This is a genomic window from Mycolicibacterium litorale (genome assembly GCF_010731695.1).
In the GTDB taxonomy this organism is placed as follows: domain Bacteria; phylum Actinomycetota; class Actinomycetes; order Mycobacteriales; family Mycobacteriaceae; genus Mycobacterium; species Mycobacterium litorale.
Map to the genome: position 1 here is coordinate 3,135,631 of NZ_AP022586.1, position 20,240 is coordinate 3,155,870.

The window sequence follows — 20,240 nt, forward strand, 5'->3', positions numbered from 1 at the left end:
ATGATGTGACACGTGCTCACGTTTCGCGCGCTGCTCGACGACCCCGCTCTGGAGCTCGAACTCCTTGAGCCGGGCCCACCCGACGCCCTTGACCGAGAAGTGCTGTGGCTGCACAACACCGAACTTCCCGACCCGTCGCCCTACATCCGCGCCACCGAGCTGGTGTTGACCAACGGATTGTGGCGTGACACAGCCGATGCCGCGTCCTTCGTGGCGGCTCTGCAGCGCGCCCGGGCCTGCGGGCTGGTGTTCGGGCTCACCGAGCGGTCGCCGACCGTCCCCCGGGACCTCGTCGACGCCGCCACGGTGGCTGGACTGCCGCTGGCATCGGTGTCGATCGCCGTGCCGTTCACGGCCATCACCGAAGCTGCCGCACGCATCCAGGGTGCCGCCCGCCAGGAGGCGCTTGCCGGTCTGGTGCGCCGCGGAAACGCTCTCGCGACGGCGATCTCGCGCGGCGGGGGTGCCGAGGGTGTGCTCGACGTCCTGCGTCGCGACCACGACCTGCCCCTGGTCGTCGTCGACAGGATGGGCCGCAGACTGGCCGGCGCCCAGGTGGGCCCGGACTTCGACCATTCGGCCGCCGAGGCGCTCGCGCGTAGGCCACCGCCGCTGGAGGTCGACGTCCCGGATGGCGGTCGTGCCTCGCTGTTCCTGGTCGAGGGGGCCATGGGCGAGGTGGACGCCGGCGTGTTCTGCATGCGACCACTGGCCGAACTCACGCCCGACGAGCAGGGCGCCGTCGACCAGGCGGCCCGGTTCCTGAGCCTGGAGGTCACCAAACAGCAGGCACTGCAAGCGATCGAGTCCCGTTTCTCCAGCGAGCTGCTCGAAATGATCCTGTCGGGCGCGGCACGCGCGGGAGATCTCCGAGACAGGTTGCGGGCGTTCGGCATCGACCCCGCCGGGCAGCTGGCCGTCACCACCATCGTCGTCGGCGACAGCCAAGAACGACCCGCGGGATCGACCGACGAGATCGAGGACTTCTTCGCCCGGCGAGGTGTTCCGGCGGTCGTCGTCGCGGGCAGTCAAGACACCGTCGTCGTCTTCGGTTGGCATGGCGCCGCTGCAGGCGTCGTCGCACTGGCCGAGGACCTCGTCACGCTGATGGGCAAACGGTTCCCCGGGGACCGCACGGTGGTCGGAATCGGTGCACTGGCAGCCGATTCGGCGGCGCTACGGGAGCCCCTCATCTCTTCCCGGGAGGTGTGCCACGTGCTGCGCCGGCGCAGCACCGGCTCTCGGGTCGGCACCTACGCCGATGTCGGCACGCACCGGATGCTGCTGGGCCTGCACGATCGAACTGTCCTGCGTCGCTTCGCCGATGACATCCTCGGCCCTCTTCGCACCCACGACGACCGGCACGGCACCGAACTGGAACGCACGCTTCGGACGTTCCTGAGCAACGATGGGCACTGGTCGGCCACCGCGGACGCGCTGTACGTCCACGTCAACACATTGCGCAACCGCATCGCCAAGATCGGCGAACTGACCGGGCGGGACGTCGGCCGGCTGGAGGACCGCGTCGACCTCTTCCTCGCGGTGGAGGCCGATGCCCTGAGCTGAGCGCTACGGCGAGTACACGTCGGCCGGGGGCGGTGTCAGCGTCCTCGGCGAGATCGCAGGGTCAGCGCACACGGCGTCGGCGACGTCGCGGCACCGCGCGAAGGCGACGTCACCCAGCTCCAGCGCGTACTCGATCAATCCCCGCAGGGCGGCAATCCTTCCCGGCCGCCCCGACAGGAACGGATGGACGCAGAGGTTGAACAGGCAGCGGTACCGGCGCATGCCGTCGAGTTCGGCCCGCCACATCTCGGCGACCTTCACCGGCGACTCGATCACCGAACCGACGTGCGGCTCAGGCACATACGCGTACTGCTCCCAGTCGTCGAGTGACCAGTGCACCGGCAGTTCGACGATCGGCCCCGTGTCGGTGGCAATGCGGTAGGGCCGGTCGTCGCCCATCAGCGACGAGTCGTACGCCAGTCCGTGCTCGGCGATCAGGCCCGGGGTCTGCCAGCTGGCACCCCACAGGGCGGCACGATGGCCGCGGATCTCGATGCCCTGGGCCTCGAACACGTCGAGGGCGCGTGCGAAGTCCGCGCGCTCCTGCACCGGGGTCATGGTCACCGGCGATCTGTGGCTGTAGGAGTGGTGCGCCACCTCGTGTCCCCGGTCGACGATCGAGGCGGCCAGTCCGACCCGGTGCTCGGCCACCCAGCCGGGGACGAAGAACGTGGCGGGGACGCGTAGTTCGTCGAGCATGTCCAGTATTCGCGGCACGCCCACGTCGGGGCCGTACGACTGGTGCGACATCGTCGTCATGTGATCGGCGTAGCGGCCGCCCGCGGCGAGGATCGGGGTCTCGGCGTCCACGTCGAATGTCAGCGTCGCGACGGCGGCGGCACGGCCATGCCATGGGGCGGTCATCGGTGAGCTGCCTGTCGCGTCAGTGAACGCCGTGCCGACCAGTCCCGCGTGTTGGCGATGGTCGCCATCGGCTGAATCATCGCGTGTTCGAACGGGATCAACTCGGCGCCCGCGGCGAGCCGCTGGGGCAGGTCCGGGTTGGCCAGCGCGCCTCGTCCGACCGACAGCAGGTCGGCGTGCCCTCCGTCGAGCACGTCGGCGGCCTGCCCAGGGTCGTGCATTCCGCCGTTGGCCATCACCGGCAACCCGCTGACCTCACGGGCCAGCGCCGTGATCGTGCGGCCGTCCGAGAGCTGTGCGGTGTCGAGGAAATTCCTCCCCTCACTGGCGATGTGCAGATAGTCGGCGCCGGCCCGGGTCAGCGCGCTGAAGATGGCCTCGGCGTCGTCGGCACCACCCGGCCAGCGGTAGGCGAAGTCGTTGACCTTGGTCTGCGACAACCGCACTCCGATCGGCAAGTCGGCGCCTACCCGGTCGCGGATGGCCTCGACGACCTCAGCCGTCAGTCGGATGCGGTTGGCGAGGCCGCCGCCGTAGTCGTCGTCGCGCTGGTTGGTGTAGACGGTGAGGAACTGATCCAGCAGGTACCCGTTGGCGGCGTGCACCTCGATCCCGTCGAAGCCCGACGCCTTGGCGCGCACGGCGGCATCGGCGAAACCGCTCACGACGCTGCGGATGTCGCCATCGGTCATGGCCCGTGGCATGGGCCATTGGTCCGGCCCGCCGTACTCGCCCAGGGGTCGTCCGCGCGGCGCGACCGCCGACGGTGCGATCGTCTCGGCACCGTAGGAATTGCCCTGGGAGAGAGCGCCCACGTGCATCAACTGGGCGATGAGCGGCACGCCCTCGGCGTGAACCGCGTCGGCGACGTGTCGCCACGCCTCGACATGCGCATCGGTGGCCAGGCCGGGCTGATTGAGGTACCCCTGACTGTGCGCGGTGTCGGTGTAGATGCCTTCGGTGACGATCAAGCCGAAGCCGCCGCACGCGAATGCGGCGTAGTAGTCAGCCATTTCACCTGTCGCTGCGCCGTCGGGCGTTGCCGACACGCGGGTCATCGGGGCGACGGCCAACCGGTTCCGCAGCGTCAGTGCGCCGAGGCGACCGGGGCTCAGGGCAGGGTGCGCATACGGCATGATGGTCTCCTCCTAGGTGGTGGGTTCGACGAGTTCGACGGCCAGCGAGGTCGGACGCTCGCCGTTGATGGGGTTGAGATCCATCGGGCAGGCCGACACGACGATCACGCAATCCGTGACTGCCTCGAAGGTCACCGCGTCCCCCGGCCGGCTCGGCGCGGGCAGCCAGCTCAGGTTGCCGTCGGTATCGACCGGAATGTCCATGAAGACGTTGACCGGTTGCGGGACGACGCATGTGGTCACCGCGAGGTCTGACAGGGCGAGCCGGAGGTTGCCCGCGCACGAGGCGTGCCCAGGGGCCCCGAGGGCGTCGTAGCGCGCCGGGTCACAGGCGGCGATCAGCATGTCGTGCGCACCCGGCGACGTGTCGGCCGTCAGCGTCAGGATCGGCCGCCGCCGGTTGGTCACGAACTGCTCGCCGATGCGCGGGAACAGCCTGCCGGTCGAGGTGCGCGTGTGCGAGGCGGACAGGTACTCGTCCGGGTCGGCGGCCGCGAACGCGAACAGGTCGCCGACCTGCCCGCCCTCGACGTCGATCAGGCGGAACCGGTCGCCGCGTCGCACCCGGAACGCCGATCCCTGGCCGGCGGGGATCACGATGGCCGCGGTGTCATGTGACAACTCCATGTGCATAGTCAACGTCGACAGACCGTCATCCCCCCATGTTCATTCGTTCAGCGCGGAGCTGATTCGCTGTGGTTTCCTCCATGGCCGGGCGTGGCCGGTCCACCTAGCCTCGGCGTGATGGAAACCCTCGACGTGTCGGGTGCGCGCCGGGCGTGCGAGCAGGCTCTGGAGCGCACGAAGGGCGCAGCGGCCCGGTCGACGATGATCACCGTCACTGCCGAACGTGCCCGCCGCGAAGCCGACGACAGCGACGGTCGACGACGCGACGGCGCACTGCTCAGCCCGCTCGACGGTGTGCCCATCGTCTGGAAGGACCTGTTCGACGTCGAGGGCACGGTCACCACCTGCGGGTCCGCCTCGTTGCTCGAGCGCCCGCCCGCGCCCGCCGACGGCGCCCTGGTGCGCCGGATCGCCTCACTCGGCATGGTGACGGTCGGCAAGACGAATCTCAGCGAGTTCGCGTTCTCGGGGCTCGGCATCAACCAGCGATTCGGCACACCGGTCAACCCGGTGGATGCGGCACTGGTGCCCGGCGGGTCCTCGGCGGGGTCCGCCGTCGCCGTCACCGCGGGAATCGCACCGCTCGCGGTCGGCACCGACACCTCCGGCTCGGTCCGCGTACCCGCCGCGTTCTGCGGCTGCGTCGGCTACCGAGCAAGCCACAACCGCTACGGAGAAAACGACTTTCGGGCGCTGTCACCGACGCTCGACAGCGTCGGTCTGATGGCCCGCACGGTCGACGACATCCGACTGCTGGACCGGCTGCTGGCCGGGACGTCGCACCGGCAGCCGGCCCGACCTCGGGTGGTGATCCCTGCGGGTGAGTGGGTCGACGACTGCACACCCGCGATACGGGCGGCCTTCGAGTCAGCCGTCGACAGCCTGCGAGGCGGCGATGTGCGCGTCACCACGGTGCGCCTCGCGTCGATGGAGCGGGCGCAGCACCTCATCGACACCTACGGAACCATCGTCGGCGCGGACGCCTACGCCGCCTACGGCAGGCTGCTGGGGTCGGCCGGCATCGAGCCCGCCACTGCGCGGCGGCTCGCACGTAACGCGGGTGCACAGGAAGCCGTCGAACCACTGCGTCGGGAGATGCGCACGCTGCGCCGGCAGTTCGCCGCCGAATTGACGGGCTCGGTGCTGCTGTGCCCCACTGTCCGACACGAACCCCCGCGCATCGCCGACCTGCTCGGCTCCGAGGCGACGTATGACGCGGTCAACGCCAGTACGCTGCGCACGACGATGGTGTTGAGTTACCTGGGCGCGTGCGGCGTGACGCTGCCGATGACGGGGCGGGCACCGGCAGGCATGCTGGTGTCCGCACCTGCCGGAGACGACGACGTCGTGCTGGCCGCAGCCTCGGAATTCGAACGGCTCACCAGCTGTCCCAGTGCGTCAGCTGCTCGGCGGGAAGCCGCTTGGCCTTCTTGAAGTCGGTGCCCTTGGTGTAGGCGATCGGGAACAGCCCGGCCTGGCTGTACCTGTCGAACGGGATGCCGAGCAGTTCGGCGGCCTGCTTCTCGCCGTCGTTCAGCAAGTGCAGCGTTGTCCAGGCCGAGCCGAGTCCGCGGGAGCGCAACGCCAGCATGAAGCTCCAGGCGGCGGGCAGCAGCGAACCCCAGAACGAGGCTGACATGCCGGCGGGCGCGCCGTCGGGCCGGCCCTCGAGGCACGGGATCATCAGCACCGGCACCTCGTGGAAGTGGTCGTTGAGGTAGCGCGCGGAGTCGCTGACCAGTTCCATGCGCTCGCCGCGCACGTCGTCGTAGTCGGGTTTGGGCAGGTCCAGGTACGCGTTGGCGTTGACCCGGTAGATGTCGGCGAGCGCCTTCTTCTTCTCGGGGTCGGTGACGAAGACCCACTGCCAGCCCTGCGCGTTGGAGCCGGTCGGGGCCTGCAACGCGAGTTCCAGGCACTCCATGATCACCTCTCGCGGCACCGGCTTCTCCAAATCGAGTCGCTTGCGCACCGAGCGGGTGGTCGTCAGGAGTTCGTCGACAGACAGGTTGAGGGTCATGCCGTCGAGGTTACCGACGCGGCCGGCGGTCCCCTTCGCGTCAGCGGAAGTCGCGCGACTTCGACCCCACCCGCATGTCGAGTGTGCCGAGCCGGTCGGCGACGACGGTGACCGCACCGGTGGCGTTCTGCACGATGCCGCGGATCACCATCGCCGGCGCCGTCTGGGCCAGGCGGCGCTGACGCGCCCAGAGTTGTGGTGAGCACACCACATTCACCATCCCCGTCTCGTCCTCGAGGTTGAGAAACGTCACACCCTGCGCGGTGGCCGGACGCTGCCGGTGGGTCACCGCCCCCGCCACCAGCACCCGGGTGCCGTCGGGCACCTGAAGCAGCCGGCCGGCGGGCACCACGCCCATCGCGTCGAGGTTCTCGCGCAGGAACTGGGTGGGATAGCTGTCCGGAGACACCCCGGTGGCCCACACGTCGGCCGCGGCGAGTTCCAGCTTGCTCATACCGGGCAGCGACGGGATCTGCCCCGCCGACCCGACGCCGGGCAGCCGGTCGGGCCGTTCGGCGGCGGCCGCGCCGGCGGCCCAGAGCCCCTCGCGACGGGCGACGCCGAAACAACCCAGCGCACCCGCGGTGGCCAGCGCCTCGGTCTGCGGCACCGACAGCTGCACCCGACCGGTCAGGTCCAGCAGATTCGCGAACGGGCCGTGAGCTTTTCGCTCGTCGACGATGCGCTCTGCGAGCTCGTCGCCGATGTGGCGGACCGCGCCGAGCCCCAGCCGCACCTCCATCCCGTGGTTCTCCAGCGTGGCGTACGCCAGGCTGGCGTTGACGTCGGGGCCGTGCACGGTGACACCGTGGCGGCGCGCGTCGGCCACCAGCGACTGCGGTGAGTAGAACCCCATCGGCTGTGCCCGCAGCAGTGCGGCGCAGAACGCGGCGGGGTGATGCAGCTTGAACCACGACGAGTAGAACACCAGCGACGCGAAGCTCAACGAATGACTCTCGGGGAAGCCAAAATTCGCGAACGCTTCGAGCTTCTCGTAGATCCGGTCGGCCACCTCGCCGGTGATGCCGTGACGCTGGCGCATCCCGTCGTAGAACCGGCCGCGCAACCGGCGCATCTTGTCCGTCGAACGTTTGGATCCCATGGCGCGGCGCAGCTGGTCGGCCTCGGCGGCGGTGAACCCCGCGCAGTCGACGGCGAGTTGCATCAGCTGCTCCTGGAACAGCGGCACCCCCAGCGTCTTGCGCAGCGCTGCCTCCATGGATGGGTGGTCGTAGGTGACCGGCTCTTCGCCGTTGCGCCGCTTGATGTACGGGTGCACCGACCCGCCCTGGATGGGCCCGGGCCGGATCAGCGCGACCTCGACCACCAGGTCGTAGAACACCCGGGGCTTGAGCCGCGGCAGCGTGGCCATCTGGGCGCGGGACTCCACCTGGAACACCCCGACCGAATCGGCGCGCTGCAGCATCTCGTAGACGGCGGGCTCGGACAGGTCCAGCTTCGCCAGGTCGACCTCGAGGCCCTTGTGCTCGGCCACCAGGTCGATGCAGTAGTGCAGCGCCGAGAGCATGCCGAGCCCGAGCATGTCGAACTTCACCAATCCGATTGCCGCGCAGTCGTCCTTGTCCCACTGCAGCACACTGCGGTTGGCCATGCGGGCCCACTCGACCGGACACACGTCGGCGATCGGCCGGTCACAGATGACCATACCGCCCGAGTGAATGCCCATGTGCCGCGGCAGATTCGAGATCTGCAGCGCGAGGTCCACCACCGGCTCGGGAATGCCCTCGATGTCCGGTGAGTCGGCCAGCCCGTTCCACTTGCTGAGCTGTTTACTCCAGGCGTCCTGCTGCCCCTGGGAGAAGCCGAGCGCGCGGGCCATGTCGCGGATGGCGCTGCGACCGCGATAGGTGATCACGTTGGCGACCTGCGCGGCGTAGTCGCGGCCGTAGCGTTCGTAGACGTACTGGATCGCCTCTTCCCGCAGATCCGATTCGATGTCGATGTCGATGTCGGGTGGCCCGTCGCGGGCCGGGGACAGGAACCGCTCGAACAGCAACTCGTTGGCGACCGGGTCGACGTTGGTGACCCCCAGTGCGTAGCAGACCGCGGAGTTCGCCGCCGACCCCCGCCCCTGGGCCAGGATGTCGTTCTCCTTGCAGAACCGGGTGATGTCGTGGACGACCAGGAAGTATCCCGGGAACGTCAGCTTCTCGATGATCCGCAGTTCGTGTTCGATCTGGGCGTAGGCCTGCGGCGCCCGTTCCGGTGGGCCGTAGCGGTCGCGGGCGCCGAGCATCACCAGGTGCCGCAGCCAGCTGTCCTCGGTGTGACCGGGCGGCACGTCGAACGGCGGCAGTCGCGGGGCGATCAGCGCCAGCCCGAACGCGCACTGCTCCCCCAGATCTGCCGCGGCGGTGACCGCCTCGGGGTGGCGGGCGAACAGCCGGGCCATCTCCTCCCCCGAGCGCAGATGCGATCCGCCGAGCGGGGCCAGGTAACCGGCGGCCTCGTCGATCGAATTGCGGGCGCGGATCGCGCCCATCGCCATCGCCAACCGCCCGCGCGACGGTTCGGCGAAGTGCGCCGCCGTGGTGGCGACGACGCCGAGGCCGAAACGCGGTGCCAGCTCGGCCAGCGCGGCGTTGCGTTCGTCGTCGAGAGGGTGGCCGTGGTGGGTGAGCTCGACGCTGACGCGGTCGCGGCCGAACCGGTCCACCAGATCAGCCAGTGCCGCTTCGGCCGCCTTCGGGCCTCCTTGCGAAAGCGCTTGACGCACGTGACCTTTGCGGCATCCGGTGAGAATGTGCCAGTGCCCACCGGCGGCCTCGGTGAGCGCGTCGTAGTCGTAGCGGGGTTTGCCCTTCTCCCCGCCGGCCAGGTGGGCTTTGGCGATCTCGCGGGACAGCCGCCGGTAGCCCTCCGGACCGCGGGCGAGCACCAGCAGGTGCGGCCCCGGCGGGTCGGGCACCTCGGTGCGCGCGACGTTGCTCAACGACAGCTCGGCGCCGAACACCGTCTGCATGTCGAGTTCCTTTGCGGCCTCGGCGAATCGGACGACCCCATAGAGCCCGTCGTGGTCGGTCAGCGCGATGGCCCGCAGATCCAGGCGAGCGGCCTCCTCAACGAGTTCCTCGGGAGTGCCTGCGCCGTCGAGGAAGCTGTACGCCGAATGCGCGTGCAGTTCGGCGTAGGGCACCGCGCCGCCCGACCGGGGCACGTCCGGCGCCCGGTAGGCGCCGCGTTTACGCGACCACGCCGGGCTGTCGCCTCCATCGCCGACGGGCTCCGCAAGCGATTCGCCGGCACGGCGGGGCTTGCTGTCCCCGGTGGGCCGGGGCAGTCGGCCGTTGAGCACCCGCTCCATCTCCGACCAGCTCGGCGGCCCGTTGAACCAGCTCACCCTTCGAGTGTATCGAACGCATGTTCGACGCGCCACGTGTCGCCGGCGGCCCGAGGTGAGGCGATCGGGCTGCGCTGCCGATCGGCGAGGTGACCTCTACGATGTGTTTGCCTAGGAAAGGGAAATCGGGGATGGCGTCACACAAGTACATCGGCTACGTCGGCGGACTGGCGGTCGCAGTCGGTGTGGGCGCCGCGGTCGCGGTCGCCGGGCAGGGCGTTGCCCACGCGGACACGGAGTCGGCGTCGAGCGCGTCGGAGTCGGCGGGCGCTGTGAATGCCGGGCCGAAGAAGGACGACACGGCCGACAAGACGGAGACCGACGACCAGGCCGACGAGGCCGACCCTGACGACTCGGACGACGAGGCCGAAGACTCCGAAGCCGAGACCGAATCCAAGGGCGTCAAGCGGTCACTGTCCACGAAGCTCCGGCAGTCCGCGCAGCAGTTCGAAGCCGAGCAGGTCGAGAAGTTGCGCAGCGTGTTCACCCCGCGGGTGATCGACAACGAGGAGCCGGTCACCAAGCGAGCCAACGCATCTACGGATGCCTCAGCGGACGAGGTGGCCGACGTCCGCGTCGCGGCGGAACCGGAATCGCAACAGGAACCGGTCGACGAGCCGGTCCCGTCGGCCGCGGCCGCCGAACCGGTGCCGTGGAGCCCCGATCCGTTCCGGCCCGACGATCCCGAGCCCGACGACATGCCCGCCGCGGTGCTGGCCCTGCGCAACCTGCTCGTCGGCGCGGCCGGCCCCGAGTTCCGGCCGTACATCCGCGAAGGCGTCGAAGCGGTGTACCGCGGCAGCCAGATCGTGCCGTGGGTCAACACCGTGGTGCCCGCGTACAAGATCGTGCCTGCGTTCCTCGAAGCCGCACAGGGCAACAAGGCCGGCGCGCAGATCATCATCAACGAACTGCTCAAGACCACCGGACCGGTGTCGCTGCTGTATTACGGCTACGACCAGATCGCCGACCTGGCGAACAGGGAGTACGAGGCCCGCCAGCTCAAGGAGCAGTTCTACAGCACCGTGTGGGACACCCTGGACCCGCTGGCGCTCCTGCACGAGTACGGCGACCACGGCCTGCGCGACTAGGAAACGTCTTCCGCCGCTGACTGATCCCGCGGTGTGACCACCATCGGAACGTGGAGCACGCGCAGCATCTTCGCCGCGGTCGAACCGAGGAACAGTCGTCGCGGTGCGCTCAGGCGGCTGGAGCCGACCATGATGAGATCTCCGTCGTGCCACTCCAGCTTGCGGACCGCATCCTCGACGCCACGCCCGTCGACGATCGTCGAGGTGACCGAGATGCTCTCGGGCAGGCTGCTTTTCGCGACATCCAGGGCGTGGGCGGCGTGTTCGAGCGCGCGGTGGCGCACCGCATCGACATCGCCGCGCAGCGTCCCGAACGTCGGGTCGAGTGCGACCAGTGACACCAGCCGCAAAGGTGTGCCCGCCGCCGAGCTGAACCGGACGGCATGCTCGAGGAGCACGTCCGCGCCTTCGCGCCGGCCGATGGCGCACGTCACCTCCCGCACCCGGGTGACCGGAGACTCGCGCAGCCCGCGCGGCGCGACCGCGACCGGCATCGGTGCCGAGTGCAGCAGTTGGTTGACCACGGAGCCCAGTGAGTAACTCCCCGCCAGGCCGCCGCCGGACCCACCCACCACGATCGCCTCGGCGCCCAGCCGGCCGGCCTCCCGGATGAGCCCGTCGGCGGTGGACTCGGCGAACGCGATGTGGCCGCGCGCATTCACGTCGACGGGCACCGTCGGCATGACCTCGGCCAGCCATTTCTCCGCCTGGTCGGTGAGCAGATCGTCGTGGTCGCCGGTCGGGATCACCGCCGGCAGGGGCCGGTCGGTGGGCAGCACCATGCACACGTCGAGATCAGCGCCGAGCGTGCGGGCCAGACGCACGCCGAGCGCGAGCGCATCCGCGCCACCCGGGGTGGCGAGATAACCGACGACCAACCTCATGACCGAACCACCGCCCATCTCGCACGTCCGCCGAACGCCGCGGGTTCCAATCCTGTCAACCAGACGCCGATCTCACCGGCGCTTCACCGAAATCAAGGTCGATACTGCGCGGTGCCGTCCTCGAGTACCAGCCGCGCACCCGAGCCGTCGGGCGCGGCGGCTTCGGTGCGGAACACCGCCTCACCGTCGCCGGTCCGCCACACCGACGTCGTCAGGGTCTCCCCCGGGAACACCGGCGAGGTGAAGCGAGCGCCGATCGCGGTGATCCGGGTGGCGTCGCCGTCACCGAGCGCGGCGACCAGCGCACGGCCGGCGACACCGTAGGTGCACAGACCGTGCAGGATCGGGCGCGGGAAACCGGCCAGCTCGCGGGCGAACCACGGATCGCTGTGCAGCGGGTTGCGGTCACCGGAGAGCCGGTAGAGCAGCGCCTGATCTTCGCGGGTGGGCAGCGCGATGCGCGCATCCGGGTCCTGGTCGGGGATCTCCGGCGCCGGTGGCCGTGTCCCCGGCTGCCCGCCGAATCCACCACCGCCGCGGATCACCGCCGTCGACACCGTCTCGGCGACCACCTCGCCGGTGTCCGGATCGGTACCCGTGCCTTTGAACACCAGGATGGCGTTCTTGCCCTCACCCTTGTCCTGGATGTCGGCCACCTCGGAGACCACGCTGAGCTTGCCCGCCGGTTTGAGCGGCGCGAACAGCCGGATCTGCTGCGACCCGTGCAGCAGCATGCTGAAGTTGAACGAGCCGACGGCGCCTACCGCGCCCCAGGCCGGGCAGCCGATGACGGCGTAGGTCGGCAGTACCTGCTGGTCGATGTCGTGGCTGTTCTCAGTGGTGAAGGCCAGATCAGCGGTGCCCGCTCCGACGCCGAGGGCGTAGAGCAGGGTCTCCCGGTCGGTCCACTCGTAGAGCACCGGCTCGGACTTGGTTCCCACGGCATGAGGATCGATCGGCATGAGCACTCCCTTCTCGGCGTGGATCGGACACTATCTCCCCGGTTAACCCGCGGAAATCTGGATATCGATAGGGCCATGGCCGAACCCGCGGGCTGGCAGGCGATGCGCTCGGTTCTGTTGCTCTGCCGATCGATGACGGCCGTCGTCGACCAGGACCTCAAAGACGGCTTCGGGCTGCGGTTGATCGACTTTCACATCCTCAAACAGTTGCAGTCCACCGAGACCGGCACCTGCCTGCTCGGTGAGGTGGCCCGCGAGTTGTTCGTGCACGCGACCACGGTGAGTATCGCCACCGAGCGGCTGTCCCACCGCAACCTGGTCTCCCGGCGCGCGCACCCCACCGACCGCAGGGCGACGCTGGTCGGCATCACCGACGAGGGGCGCGAGCTCGCGGAGGCGGCAACGGTCGCGCTGGCGGCCGCGGAGTTCGGGCTGGCCGGCCTGACGCCCGACCAGTTGGCGGCGCTGAGCGGCGTCCACACCGCCCGCACCGTCAAGGACTGACCGGACCGGGCGTATCGTCTGCCCATGCCCAACGGGAACGGCGAGTCTGCCGCGCGGATACCGGTTTTCGCCGATGTGGACACCGGGGTCGACGATGCGATGGCGCTGGTGTACCTGCTCGCCAGCGCGGACGCCGATCTGGTCGGTATCGCCTCCACCGCGGGCAACGTCGGCGTCGACCAGGTCTGCCGCAACAACCTGGGCCTGCTCGAATTGTGCGGTGTGACCGGCATGCCCGTGTCACGCGGTGCCGACGGCCCGGTCGCCTCGGCGCTGCGGACCGCGGAGGACACGCACGGTCCGCAGGGACTCGGTTACGCGCAGCTGCCGTCGGGTGATTCGACACTGACCACCTACGACGCCGCCGAGGCGTGGGTGCGCGCCGCACGCGCGCATCCCGGCGAATTGGTGGGCATGGCGGTGGGCCCGCTGACCAACCTGGCGCTGGCGCTGCGTACCGAACCTGCGCTGCCGACGCTGCTGCGCCGGTTGGTGATCATGGGCGGTGCGTTCGACTACCGGGGCAACACGACCGCGGTGGCGGAGTGGAACGTCAGCGTGGACCCGGAGGCCGCCGCGGAGGTGTTCGCCGCCTGGAGCGCCCCGGATCTCGAGCCGCCGATCGTGTTGGGGCTCAACCTGACCGAGAACGTCGCGCTGACACCGGCGCTGTTCACCCGGTTGGCGGCCGCCGCCCAGTCGCCGACCGCGCCGATGAGCGTGCTCGACGACCGGGGCACCCGATCGGTGGCGGCCAACCCGTTGATCCGGGTCCTCGAGGACGCGATGCGGTTCTACTTCGAATTCCACTTCGACCAGGGCGAGGGCTACCTCGCGCATCTGCACGATCCGCTGGCGGCCGCCGTCGCCCTCGATCCCGACATCGTGGAGTGCCGGCCCGCCACGGTGGATGTGGAGTTGGCCGGGACGCTTACCCGCGGGATGACGATCGCCGACTGGAATGGGCGGTGGGGCCGGCCGCCGAACGCCCTGGTCGGCATCGGCGTCGACGCAGGCGCCTTCTTCGAGCGGTTCATCGCGCGGGTAGGACCGTTCGCGCACCGGTTGGGCTGAGGTCAGTCGTCGGTGACGGTCAGCTTCACGTCGATGTTGCCGCGTGTGGCGTTGGAGTACGGGCACACCTGGTGGGCCTTCTCGGCGAGTTCCTGAGCGGTCTGCTGGTCGACGTTGGGCAGCGCGACCTCGAGTTCCACCGCGAGGCCGAAGCCGCCGTTGTCGAGCTGGCCGATCGAAACCCGGGCGCCGACAGTGGAATCCGAGACGTCGGCCTTCTCCTGGCGGGCCACCAACCGAAGCGCCGAGTGGAAGCACGCCGCGTAACCGACCGCGAACAGCTGCTCGGGGTTGGTGCCGTTGCCGCTGCCGCCCATCTCCTTGGGGATCGCGAGGTCGAAGTCGAGGCGGCCGTCTGAGCTGCGTCCGTGGCCGTCGCGGCCTTCTCCGGTGGCCAGCGCCTCTGCGGTGTAGAGCGTCTTCATGTCGTCGGTTCCTTTCGTCAGTGCGATGAGTTCGCTGTGGTGTTCATGAGCACGTCGCTCAACTGGCGGACGGCGTCGCGTAATTCCTCGGCGTCGTCGACGGACATGCCGGTGGCGGTGAACAGTCGCTCGGGGATGCACTGGGCGCGTTCCTCGAGTGCCCGGCCGTCGTCGGTGAGGTCGATCTCGACCTGACGCTCGTCGGTGCGGGATCGGCGCCGAACGACGAATCCGTTGGCCTCGAGGCGTTTCAGCAGTGGCGAGAGGGTGCCGGAATCCAGGTGCAACCGCTCACCGAGCCGGCCGACGGTCACCGGACCCTCCTCCCACAGCACCAACAACACCAGGTACTGCGGGTAGGTGAGGTTCAGCTCCGTCAACACCGGCCGGTAGGCCGCCGTCATGGCACGCGTCGCCGAGTACAGCGCGAAGCACAGGTGCTGGTCGAGGCGAAGCGTGGCCATACCGCAACAGTAGACCACAATTAGATTGTGCACAATCGAATTAGCGTCTATTCATAGGCGCCCTCCACGTACCAGCGCCGCTGCCGGTAACACAGCAGCAGCGCCGCCTGCCCCGTGCTGCCGTCGAGTAGCACCTGCGCCCGGGCGGTGCGGCCTTTGGCGCGGTCAGGGTCCCACCACCGTTCGTCGACCGGCCACGGTCCGGCCCACCACGCGAGGTCACCGCGATATCCCCCGCCGTCCAGACGCGCGGGCGAACCGGAGAACAGCCCGCGGTGGGTCACCCGCACCGGATTTCCCTCGGCGTCGAGCACCTCCACCGGATCGTCGAGCAGCACCGCGGGTGACGGTTCGGGCAGCTGCCCGGGCCACGGCTGTTGCGGATCGGCCTGCGGCACCGGCTCATCCCCGAACGCGGTGAAGGTGATCCGCTCGGCCGGACCGCGCCCACCGCTGAGCACCGGGACCTGCACCGCCTCCGGCCCGAGCAGACCCTGCACGCGTACCAGCGCCCGGCGGGCGCGCAACCGGTCCTCCTCTCCGATGCCACCCCACAGCGGCAGCTGCAGCGCTTCGGCCGAGATCACCTCGACCGGCCGCAACCGCAGCACGGTGATCGGTGCGGCGGGCCGGTCGTTGGGATTGCGCCGGTTCAGCCAGCCGTCGAGTTGCCAGCGCACCCGGTCCGCGGTGGCGTCCTCGGTCAGCGGCTCGGCGCACCGCCACACCCGCTCCAACTCCTTGCCGTCGGCGGTGACGGCGTGGATCGCCAACCGGGTGCAGCCGACCCCCGCCGACTCCAGGCTTCGGTGCAGTTCACCGGCCAGCGACCGGCCGGCGAACGCCGCGGCGTCCACCCGATCGATCGGCGGGTCGCAGTTGCGCACCGCGTCCAGTTCGGCCGGCGGTTCCCGGCCCGACGGCCCGCGGTCCGGCTCACCCCTGGCGAACCGGTGCGCAGCGACGGCGTCCGCCCCGAAGCGGGAGGCCACATCCGTCCGCGACAGCGCGGCGAACTGGCCGATGTGGCGAATCCCCATGCGCCACAGCAGGTCTGCAAGATCCTCGCGACCGGGTGCGGCCAGGCTGGGTTCGGTGGCCAGTTGCCGGATCGACAGCGCGGACAGGAAATCGGCGTCTTCGCCGGGCGCCACGATGCGGCCGGCGCGCGCGGCGAACACCGCCGTGGGCAGCTGATCGGCGATGCCGACCTGGCATTCCACCCCGGCCGCGGCGACCGCGTCGACCAACCGTTCGGCGGCTGCCTGTTCGGAGCCGAAGTACCGGGCCGCCCCGCGTACCGCCAGCACCAGCAGACCCGGCCGCAGCACCTCGGCGCGCGGCACCAGATCGTCCACCGCCGCCGTGACGTTCTCGAAGTGGCGGGCGTCGCGGGCCGGATCCGCCGGCGCGACGTGCAGCTGCGGACACCGAGCCTGCGACTCACGGCGCCGCAGCCCGCGCCGCACCCCCGCGGCGCGCGCCGAGGCCGAACACGCAATGACCCGGTTGGCCAGCGTCACCGCCACCGGCGCCGTCGGCGGCAGATTCGCCGCCGCGGCCGCCGCGACCGCGGGCCAGTCCATGCACCAGACGGCCAGCACCCGTGCGGCCTTCTGAGATGAGCGGGCCACGCTACTCACCGACCGCTCGGCCGGGACCGTAACCCCGGCCCCGTGCCCGCATCGTCAGCCGCACCCGGCTGATCCGTCCGCATCCCGGGGTGGGCGCCTGCGTCGGATCCGACGAGCCGGCGCCGACCACCTCGTAACCGCACACCCGGGCCTCCAACCGGGCCGTCGCCCCGTGCCAGTCGCCGTCGGTGACCAGCAGAGTGCATCCCTTCTGCCGAGCCCGCGCCGTCACCGCCCTGGCCCGGCCCGCGGGCACCGAGCGCCCGCGCAGGCCGAGCACCACCAGATCCATCCCGTCCATGAGGACCGCCGCCACCTCCACCGGATCCCCGCCCGGGTCCGGGATGACGGCCAGCCTGCTGAGGTCGGCGCCCATCTCCACGGCGGCCAGCAGACCGACGTCGGGCTGGCCGACGATGGCGGCATGACCACCGGCCGCCGTCGTCGCCGCGACCATGCCCAACGGCAGGGACCGCGCCCCCGAGAGCACCGCGACCGTGCCGCGCGGCAACGACGTAGGCAGCTGCTCAGCCAGCGATTCGGGCAAGGGCAGCAAACTTTCCACCACCGGTGACGGGTCAGCAGAGGGCGCGGGCCCCCGTCGACCGGACCCGACCTTGCCTGCCACCGCCGCCATCTGCTTTCGCAGGTGTTCGACCTGCTCAGCGCGGGTAAGCTGAGCGTGCTCGAGGTGGGCCTCCGCTGTCACAGGAGCACCTCCAGCATCACTCGAAACACCCGTCTTTCGAACTCATGTTCGATACGACGAGTAAACACCGGGGCACCGACAAGCGTCAAGCGACCGAGAGGCCGTCGAGCGTCGACGGTGGATGACAGTGACAAATGTTGTCATTGACAAATGTCACCATTCGTTGCTGTACTCCAGACGTGGCAACGATGCCCGCGCAGGGCTCTCTGCGCTCCCGCACCGCGGCGACAGTCAGCGGACTGACCCTGCGACAAATCAGCGCGGTGCTCCCGCCCGAACAGGCGTGGGGCCTGTGGCTCTCCCGCCAGATCGTCGCCCGCATCATGGCCGCTTTCGGCCCGTCCCTGTCCGGCGTCCGCGTCGACCCCGTGGACACCCACCTGACCGACGGCCGCCGCCTCATCGGCGAGTGGGTCCGCGGGCGCGGCGTCCCCACCGGGGCGCCGGACCGGGCGCTCTACTACGTCCACGGCAGTGGGTATGCGCTGTGCTCGCCGCGCACCCACCGCAGGTTGACCGGATGGCTGTCGGCGGCGACCGGACTGCCGGTGTTCACCGTCGACTACCGCCTCGCACCGCGGCACCGCTTCCCCACCGCCGCAGACGATGTCCGCGCGGGCTGGGATTGGCTGATCGACGACCTCGGCGTGCCGCCGGGCCGCATGGTGATCGCCGGGGACTCCGCCGGCGGCCACCTGACGGTCGACCTCCTGCTGCAGACCGCCACCGCGCATCCGGCCGCCCTGGTGCTGCTCTCACCGCTGATCGACCTGACCTTCACCCGCGCCCGCGAGCGGGAACTGCTGCGCCGCGACCCGGCCATCCGCTCGCGTGACGCGATCCGGCTCGTCGAGTTGTACTGCGCGGCAGAACAACCGACGCACCCACGGTTGACGCTCGACGTGGTGACGGGCCGGCGGCTGCCCCCGACGCTGATCCAGGCCGGCGGAGCCGAGATGCTGGCCGGCGATGCGATCGCCCTCGCCGACGACATCCGGGCCGCGGGCGGAAGTTGTGAGCTGCAGGTGTGGCCGGATCAGGTGCACGTCTTTCAGGCACTACCCCGGTTGGCGCCCGAGGCCGTCCCCGCGATGCGCGAGATCACCGCATTCGTCGCCGACGCGCTGAGTGCCGGCGACGCCGACCGGGCGGTGAGCTGACCATGTGGGGCTCCGGCACCAAACGCAGCCGCAACGCCACCGCCGTCATCACCGGCGCGGGCAGCGGAATCGGCGCCGCGTTCGCCACCGAACTCGCCCGGCGCGGCGGCCGCGTGGTGTGCAGCGACATCGACACCGAATCGGCCGAGACCACCGCAGTGGCGATCCGGGATGGCGGCGGACACGCGATCGCCGCCCACTGCGACGTGTCCCGAATCGACGATGTCAGGGAATTGGCTGACACCGCACAGGACTGGTTCGGTGGGCCGCCCTCCTTGGTCGTCAACAACGCCGGCGTCGGCGCCGGTGGCACCCTCATCGGCGAGGTCAGCCTGGCCGACTGGAACTGGGTGCTCGGGATCAACCTGTGGGGACCCATCCACGGTTGCCACGTCTTCGCACCGCTCCTGCGCGATGCGCGGTCGGGTGGCATCATCAACGTCGCCTCGGCGGCCGCGTTCGGCGCCGCTCCCGGCATGGCGGCCTACAACGTCAGCAAGGCTGGAGTCCTGTCCCTTTCGGAGACGCTGGCTGCCGAACTCAGCGGCACGGACGTCGCGGTCACCGCCCTGTGCCCGACATTCGTCAAGACCAACATCGTCGAGTCGGGCCGGATCACCAACGGTGCAACGCAAGTCGCCGACCGGCTGATGCGCTGGACCGGATTCTCCCCACAACGTGTGGCACGCATGTGCCTCGACACCCATGACCGCGGCGGTCTGTACTGCATGCCGCAACTCGACGCCCGCTTCGGCTGGCACATCAAACGATTCGCGCCCGAGCTCTACACCCGCGCGGTCGGACTGACCAAAGGAGGGATCGCCTGATGGCCACCAAGACGAAGATCGACATGGACGCCATGCTCGCCAAGATCAAGGACCGGCAGTGGGCGCTGGCCGACATCGACTGGGACGCACCGGGCGCGGAGACCATCTCCGACGAGTTCCGGCCCAAACTCAAGGCCTTCATGGCCGACCTGTGCTGGATCGAGAACATCGGCGCCCGCGGTTTCGCGGCGCTGGCCAAGAAGGCTCCCACGCCGACCATCGCCGAGATCTACCGCTACTTTCACGCCGAGGAGCAGCGGCACGCGAACGCCGAACTGGCGCTGATGAAGCGGTGGGGCATGCTCGACGGCAACGAGATGCCCGAGCCGAACGTCAACATCCGCCTGGCGATGGACTGGCTCGACCGGTACGCCGACGACATGCCGCTCTCGGTGCTGGGCACCGTCATCCCGATGCTCGAGGTGGCGCTGGACGGCGCCCTGCTCAAGTTCCTGCTCGAAGAGGTCGACGACCCGGTCTGCCATCAGGTGTTCGAGAAGATCAACAACGACGAGTCACGCCACATCGTCGTCGATTTCGAGGTCCTCGACATGATCGGACATGCCACCGCGCGGCGGTTGGCGATCGAGTTCGTCGGCACCGTCGCCACCCCGGGACTGATCATCGGCGCGCTGATGTACATGCCGCTGCTCAACCGGATCCGCAACGAGATCGTCGGAATGGGCCTGGAACCGGAGCGGCTCTACAACGCGGTCAAGCGGTTCCAGCAACTCGGAGAACGCGGTGAGTCCAGTACCCGTGTTCCCGCCTACCGGGTGCTTCGACGGCATGCCGCGATGGTGGTCAACCCGCGCCACCCCTATCACCTGCTCGCGAACTCCATGGTGTGGGTGTCGGAACGCTATCCACGCAAGCTGCTGCGGCCCATCCCCAGCTGGTTCAAGGAACTGACCTACGAGCCGGCGGCCTGA

19 protein-coding genes are annotated in these 20,240 nt (G+C 69.8%); 8 read left to right on the top strand and 11 right to left on the bottom strand.

What is annotated here, in order from left to right:
* Positions 1-12 precede the first annotated feature (12 nt).
* Positions 13-1,566: a PucR family transcriptional regulator gene (locus G6N30_RS14870; protein ID WP_134054045.1), complete on the top strand. Its 1,554-nt coding sequence runs from the start codon at positions 13-15 to the stop codon at positions 1,564-1,566.
* Between the two features lie 3 nt (positions 1,567-1,569).
* Here G6N30_RS14870 and G6N30_RS14875 read toward each other — a convergent pair whose 3' ends face one another.
* From G6N30_RS14875 to G6N30_RS14885, 3 genes are read right to left on the bottom strand one after another with little or no spacing between them, the layout of a single operon-like run.
* Complete coding sequence (locus G6N30_RS14875) at positions 1,570-2,430, bottom strand: polysaccharide deacetylase family protein (RefSeq protein WP_134054047.1); 861 nt, start codon at positions 2,428-2,430, stop codon at positions 1,570-1,572.
* Positions 2,427-3,566 (bottom strand): oxidoreductase, encoded by a 1,140-nt coding sequence (locus G6N30_RS14880; protein ID WP_134054049.1) that lies wholly within the window; start codon positions 3,564-3,566, stop codon positions 2,427-2,429. The genes G6N30_RS14875 and G6N30_RS14880 overlap by 4 nt, the downstream gene beginning before the upstream one ends.
* Positions 3,567-3,578: 12 nt before the next feature.
* Entirely contained in the window at positions 3,579-4,193 is a 615-nt protein-coding gene (locus G6N30_RS14885; RefSeq protein WP_179965460.1) for a DUF1989 domain-containing protein, read from the bottom strand.
* A 117-nt stretch (positions 4,194-4,310) separates the two neighbouring features.
* Between G6N30_RS14885 and G6N30_RS14890 the strand changes: the two genes are divergently transcribed.
* Positions 4,311-5,627, top strand: coding sequence for an amidase family protein (locus tag G6N30_RS14890; protein WP_134054051.1), 1,317 nt, complete (start codon positions 4,311-4,313; stop codon positions 5,625-5,627).
* Here G6N30_RS14890 and G6N30_RS14895 read toward each other — a convergent pair.
* Positions 5,572-6,213, bottom strand: a complete 642-nt coding sequence (locus G6N30_RS14895) for a nitroreductase family protein (RefSeq protein ID WP_134054053.1) — start codon at positions 6,211-6,213, stop codon at positions 5,572-5,574. The genes G6N30_RS14890 and G6N30_RS14895 overlap by 56 nt on opposite strands.
* Positions 6,214-6,253: 40 nt before the next feature.
* A complete protein-coding gene (locus G6N30_RS14900; protein WP_134054055.1) occupies positions 6,254-9,574 on the bottom strand; it encodes an error-prone DNA polymerase in 3,321 nt (1,106 codons plus the stop codon).
* Positions 9,575-9,705: 131 nt separating this feature from the next.
* On the opposite strand from G6N30_RS14900, the gene G6N30_RS14905 reads away from it, so the two are divergent.
* Complete coding sequence (locus G6N30_RS14905) at positions 9,706-10,665, top strand: hypothetical protein (RefSeq protein ID WP_234880139.1); 960 nt, start codon at positions 9,706-9,708, stop codon at positions 10,663-10,665.
* Here G6N30_RS14905 and G6N30_RS14910 read toward each other — a convergent pair.
* Positions 10,662-11,549: a universal stress protein gene (locus G6N30_RS14910; protein WP_134054059.1), complete on the bottom strand. Its 888-nt coding sequence runs from the start codon at positions 11,547-11,549 to the stop codon at positions 10,662-10,664. The genes G6N30_RS14905 and G6N30_RS14910 overlap by 4 nt on opposite strands.
* A gap of 92 nt (positions 11,550-11,641) precedes the next feature.
* Positions 11,642-12,511 (bottom strand): MaoC/PaaZ C-terminal domain-containing protein, encoded by an 870-nt coding sequence (locus G6N30_RS14915; protein ID WP_134054061.1) that lies wholly within the window; start codon positions 12,509-12,511, stop codon positions 11,642-11,644.
* 75 nt (positions 12,512-12,586) lie between these two features.
* On the opposite strand from G6N30_RS14915, the gene G6N30_RS14920 reads away from it, so the two are divergent.
* Positions 12,587-13,015, top strand: a complete 429-nt coding sequence (locus G6N30_RS14920; RefSeq protein WP_134054063.1) for a MarR family winged helix-turn-helix transcriptional regulator — start codon at positions 12,587-12,589, stop codon at positions 13,013-13,015.
* A gap of 24 nt (positions 13,016-13,039) precedes the next feature.
* A complete protein-coding gene (locus tag G6N30_RS14925) occupies positions 13,040-14,089 on the top strand; it encodes a nucleoside hydrolase (RefSeq protein WP_163687597.1) in 1,050 nt (349 codons plus the stop codon).
* Positions 14,090-14,091: 2 nt separating this feature from the next.
* Here the strand turns inward: G6N30_RS14925 and G6N30_RS14930 are convergent, their stop codons facing one another.
* Genes G6N30_RS14930 through G6N30_RS14945 form a run of 4 tightly spaced genes read right to left on the bottom strand, consistent with a single transcriptional unit; the run spans position 14,092 to position 17,321 of the window.
* A complete protein-coding gene (locus G6N30_RS14930; protein ID WP_134054065.1) occupies positions 14,092-14,514 on the bottom strand; it encodes an organic hydroperoxide resistance protein in 423 nt (140 codons plus the stop codon).
* A 17-nt stretch (positions 14,515-14,531) separates the two neighbouring features.
* A complete protein-coding gene (locus G6N30_RS14935; RefSeq protein ID WP_134054067.1) occupies positions 14,532-14,978 on the bottom strand; it encodes a MarR family winged helix-turn-helix transcriptional regulator in 447 nt (148 codons plus the stop codon).
* A gap of 47 nt (positions 14,979-15,025) precedes the next feature.
* A complete protein-coding gene (locus G6N30_RS14940; RefSeq protein WP_134055299.1) occupies positions 15,026-16,564 on the bottom strand; it encodes a DNA polymerase Y family protein in 1,539 nt (512 codons plus the stop codon).
* Between the two features lie 49 nt (positions 16,565-16,613).
* Complete coding sequence (locus tag G6N30_RS14945; RefSeq protein WP_134054069.1) at positions 16,614-17,321, bottom strand: DnaE2-dependent mutagenesis accessory factor ImuA'; 708 nt, start codon at positions 17,319-17,321, stop codon at positions 16,614-16,616.
* A gap of 188 nt (positions 17,322-17,509) precedes the next feature.
* Here G6N30_RS14945 and G6N30_RS14950 point away from each other — a divergent pair, with 188 nt between their 5' ends.
* The 3 genes from G6N30_RS14950 to G6N30_RS14960 are packed head-to-tail and all read left to right on the top strand — an operon-like array spanning position 17,510 to position 20,240.
* Positions 17,510-18,481 carry an alpha/beta hydrolase gene (locus G6N30_RS14950; protein WP_134055301.1) on the top strand — a complete coding sequence of 324 codons (972 nt, stop codon included), beginning with the start codon at positions 17,510-17,512 and terminating at the stop codon, positions 18,479-18,481.
* Positions 18,482-18,483: 2 nt separating this feature from the next.
* Positions 18,484-19,308 carry an SDR family NAD(P)-dependent oxidoreductase gene (locus tag G6N30_RS14955; protein WP_134054071.1) on the top strand — a complete coding sequence of 275 codons (825 nt, stop codon included), beginning with the start codon at positions 18,484-18,486 and terminating at the stop codon, positions 19,306-19,308.
* Positions 19,308-20,240, top strand: coding sequence for a ferritin-like domain-containing protein (locus tag G6N30_RS14960; protein ID WP_134054073.1), 933 nt, complete (start codon positions 19,308-19,310; stop codon positions 20,238-20,240). The genes G6N30_RS14955 and G6N30_RS14960 overlap by 1 nt, the downstream gene beginning before the upstream one ends.

Coding starts and splice junctions, on each gene's coding strand:
- G6N30_RS14875 (WP_134054047.1), bottom strand. CDS start 2,430: ATGACCGCCCCATGGCATGGCCGTGCCGCCGCCGTCGCGACGCTGACA.
- G6N30_RS14880 (WP_134054049.1), bottom strand. CDS start 3,566: ATGCCGTATGCGCACCCTGCCCTGAGCCCCGGTCGCCTCGGCGCACTG.
- G6N30_RS14885 (WP_179965460.1), bottom strand. CDS start 4,193: ATGGAGTTGTCACATGACACCGCGGCCATCGTGATCCCCGCCGGCCAG.
- G6N30_RS14890 (WP_134054051.1), top strand. CDS start 4,311: ATGGAAACCCTCGACGTGTCGGGTGCGCGCCGGGCGTGCGAGCAGGCT.
- G6N30_RS14895 (WP_134054053.1), bottom strand. CDS start 6,213: ATGACCCTCAACCTGTCTGTCGACGAACTCCTGACGACCACCCGCTCG.
- G6N30_RS14905 (WP_234880139.1), top strand. CDS start 9,706: ATGGCGTCACACAAGTACATCGGCTACGTCGGCGGACTGGCGGTCGCA.
- G6N30_RS14910 (WP_134054059.1), bottom strand. CDS start 11,549: ATGAGGTTGGTCGTCGGTTATCTCGCCACCCCGGGTGGCGCGGATGCG.
- G6N30_RS14915 (WP_134054061.1), bottom strand. CDS start 12,511: ATGCCGATCGATCCTCATGCCGTGGGAACCAAGTCCGAGCCGGTGCTC.
- G6N30_RS14920 (WP_134054063.1), top strand. CDS start 12,587: ATGGCCGAACCCGCGGGCTGGCAGGCGATGCGCTCGGTTCTGTTGCTC.
- G6N30_RS14925 (WP_163687597.1), top strand. CDS start 13,040: ATGCCCAACGGGAACGGCGAGTCTGCCGCGCGGATACCGGTTTTCGCC.
- G6N30_RS14930 (WP_134054065.1), bottom strand. CDS start 14,514: ATGAAGACGCTCTACACCGCAGAGGCGCTGGCCACCGGAGAAGGCCGC.
- G6N30_RS14935 (WP_134054067.1), bottom strand. CDS start 14,978: ATGGCCACGCTTCGCCTCGACCAGCACCTGTGCTTCGCGCTGTACTCG.
- G6N30_RS14940 (WP_134055299.1), bottom strand. CDS start 16,564: ATGGACTGGCCCGCGGTCGCGGCGGCCGCGGCGGCGAATCTGCCGCCG.
- G6N30_RS14950 (WP_134055301.1), top strand. CDS start 17,510: ATGCCCGCGCAGGGCTCTCTGCGCTCCCGCACCGCGGCGACAGTCAGC.
- G6N30_RS14955 (WP_134054071.1), top strand. CDS start 18,484: ATGTGGGGCTCCGGCACCAAACGCAGCCGCAACGCCACCGCCGTCATC.
- G6N30_RS14960 (WP_134054073.1), top strand. CDS start 19,308: ATGGCCACCAAGACGAAGATCGACATGGACGCCATGCTCGCCAAGATC.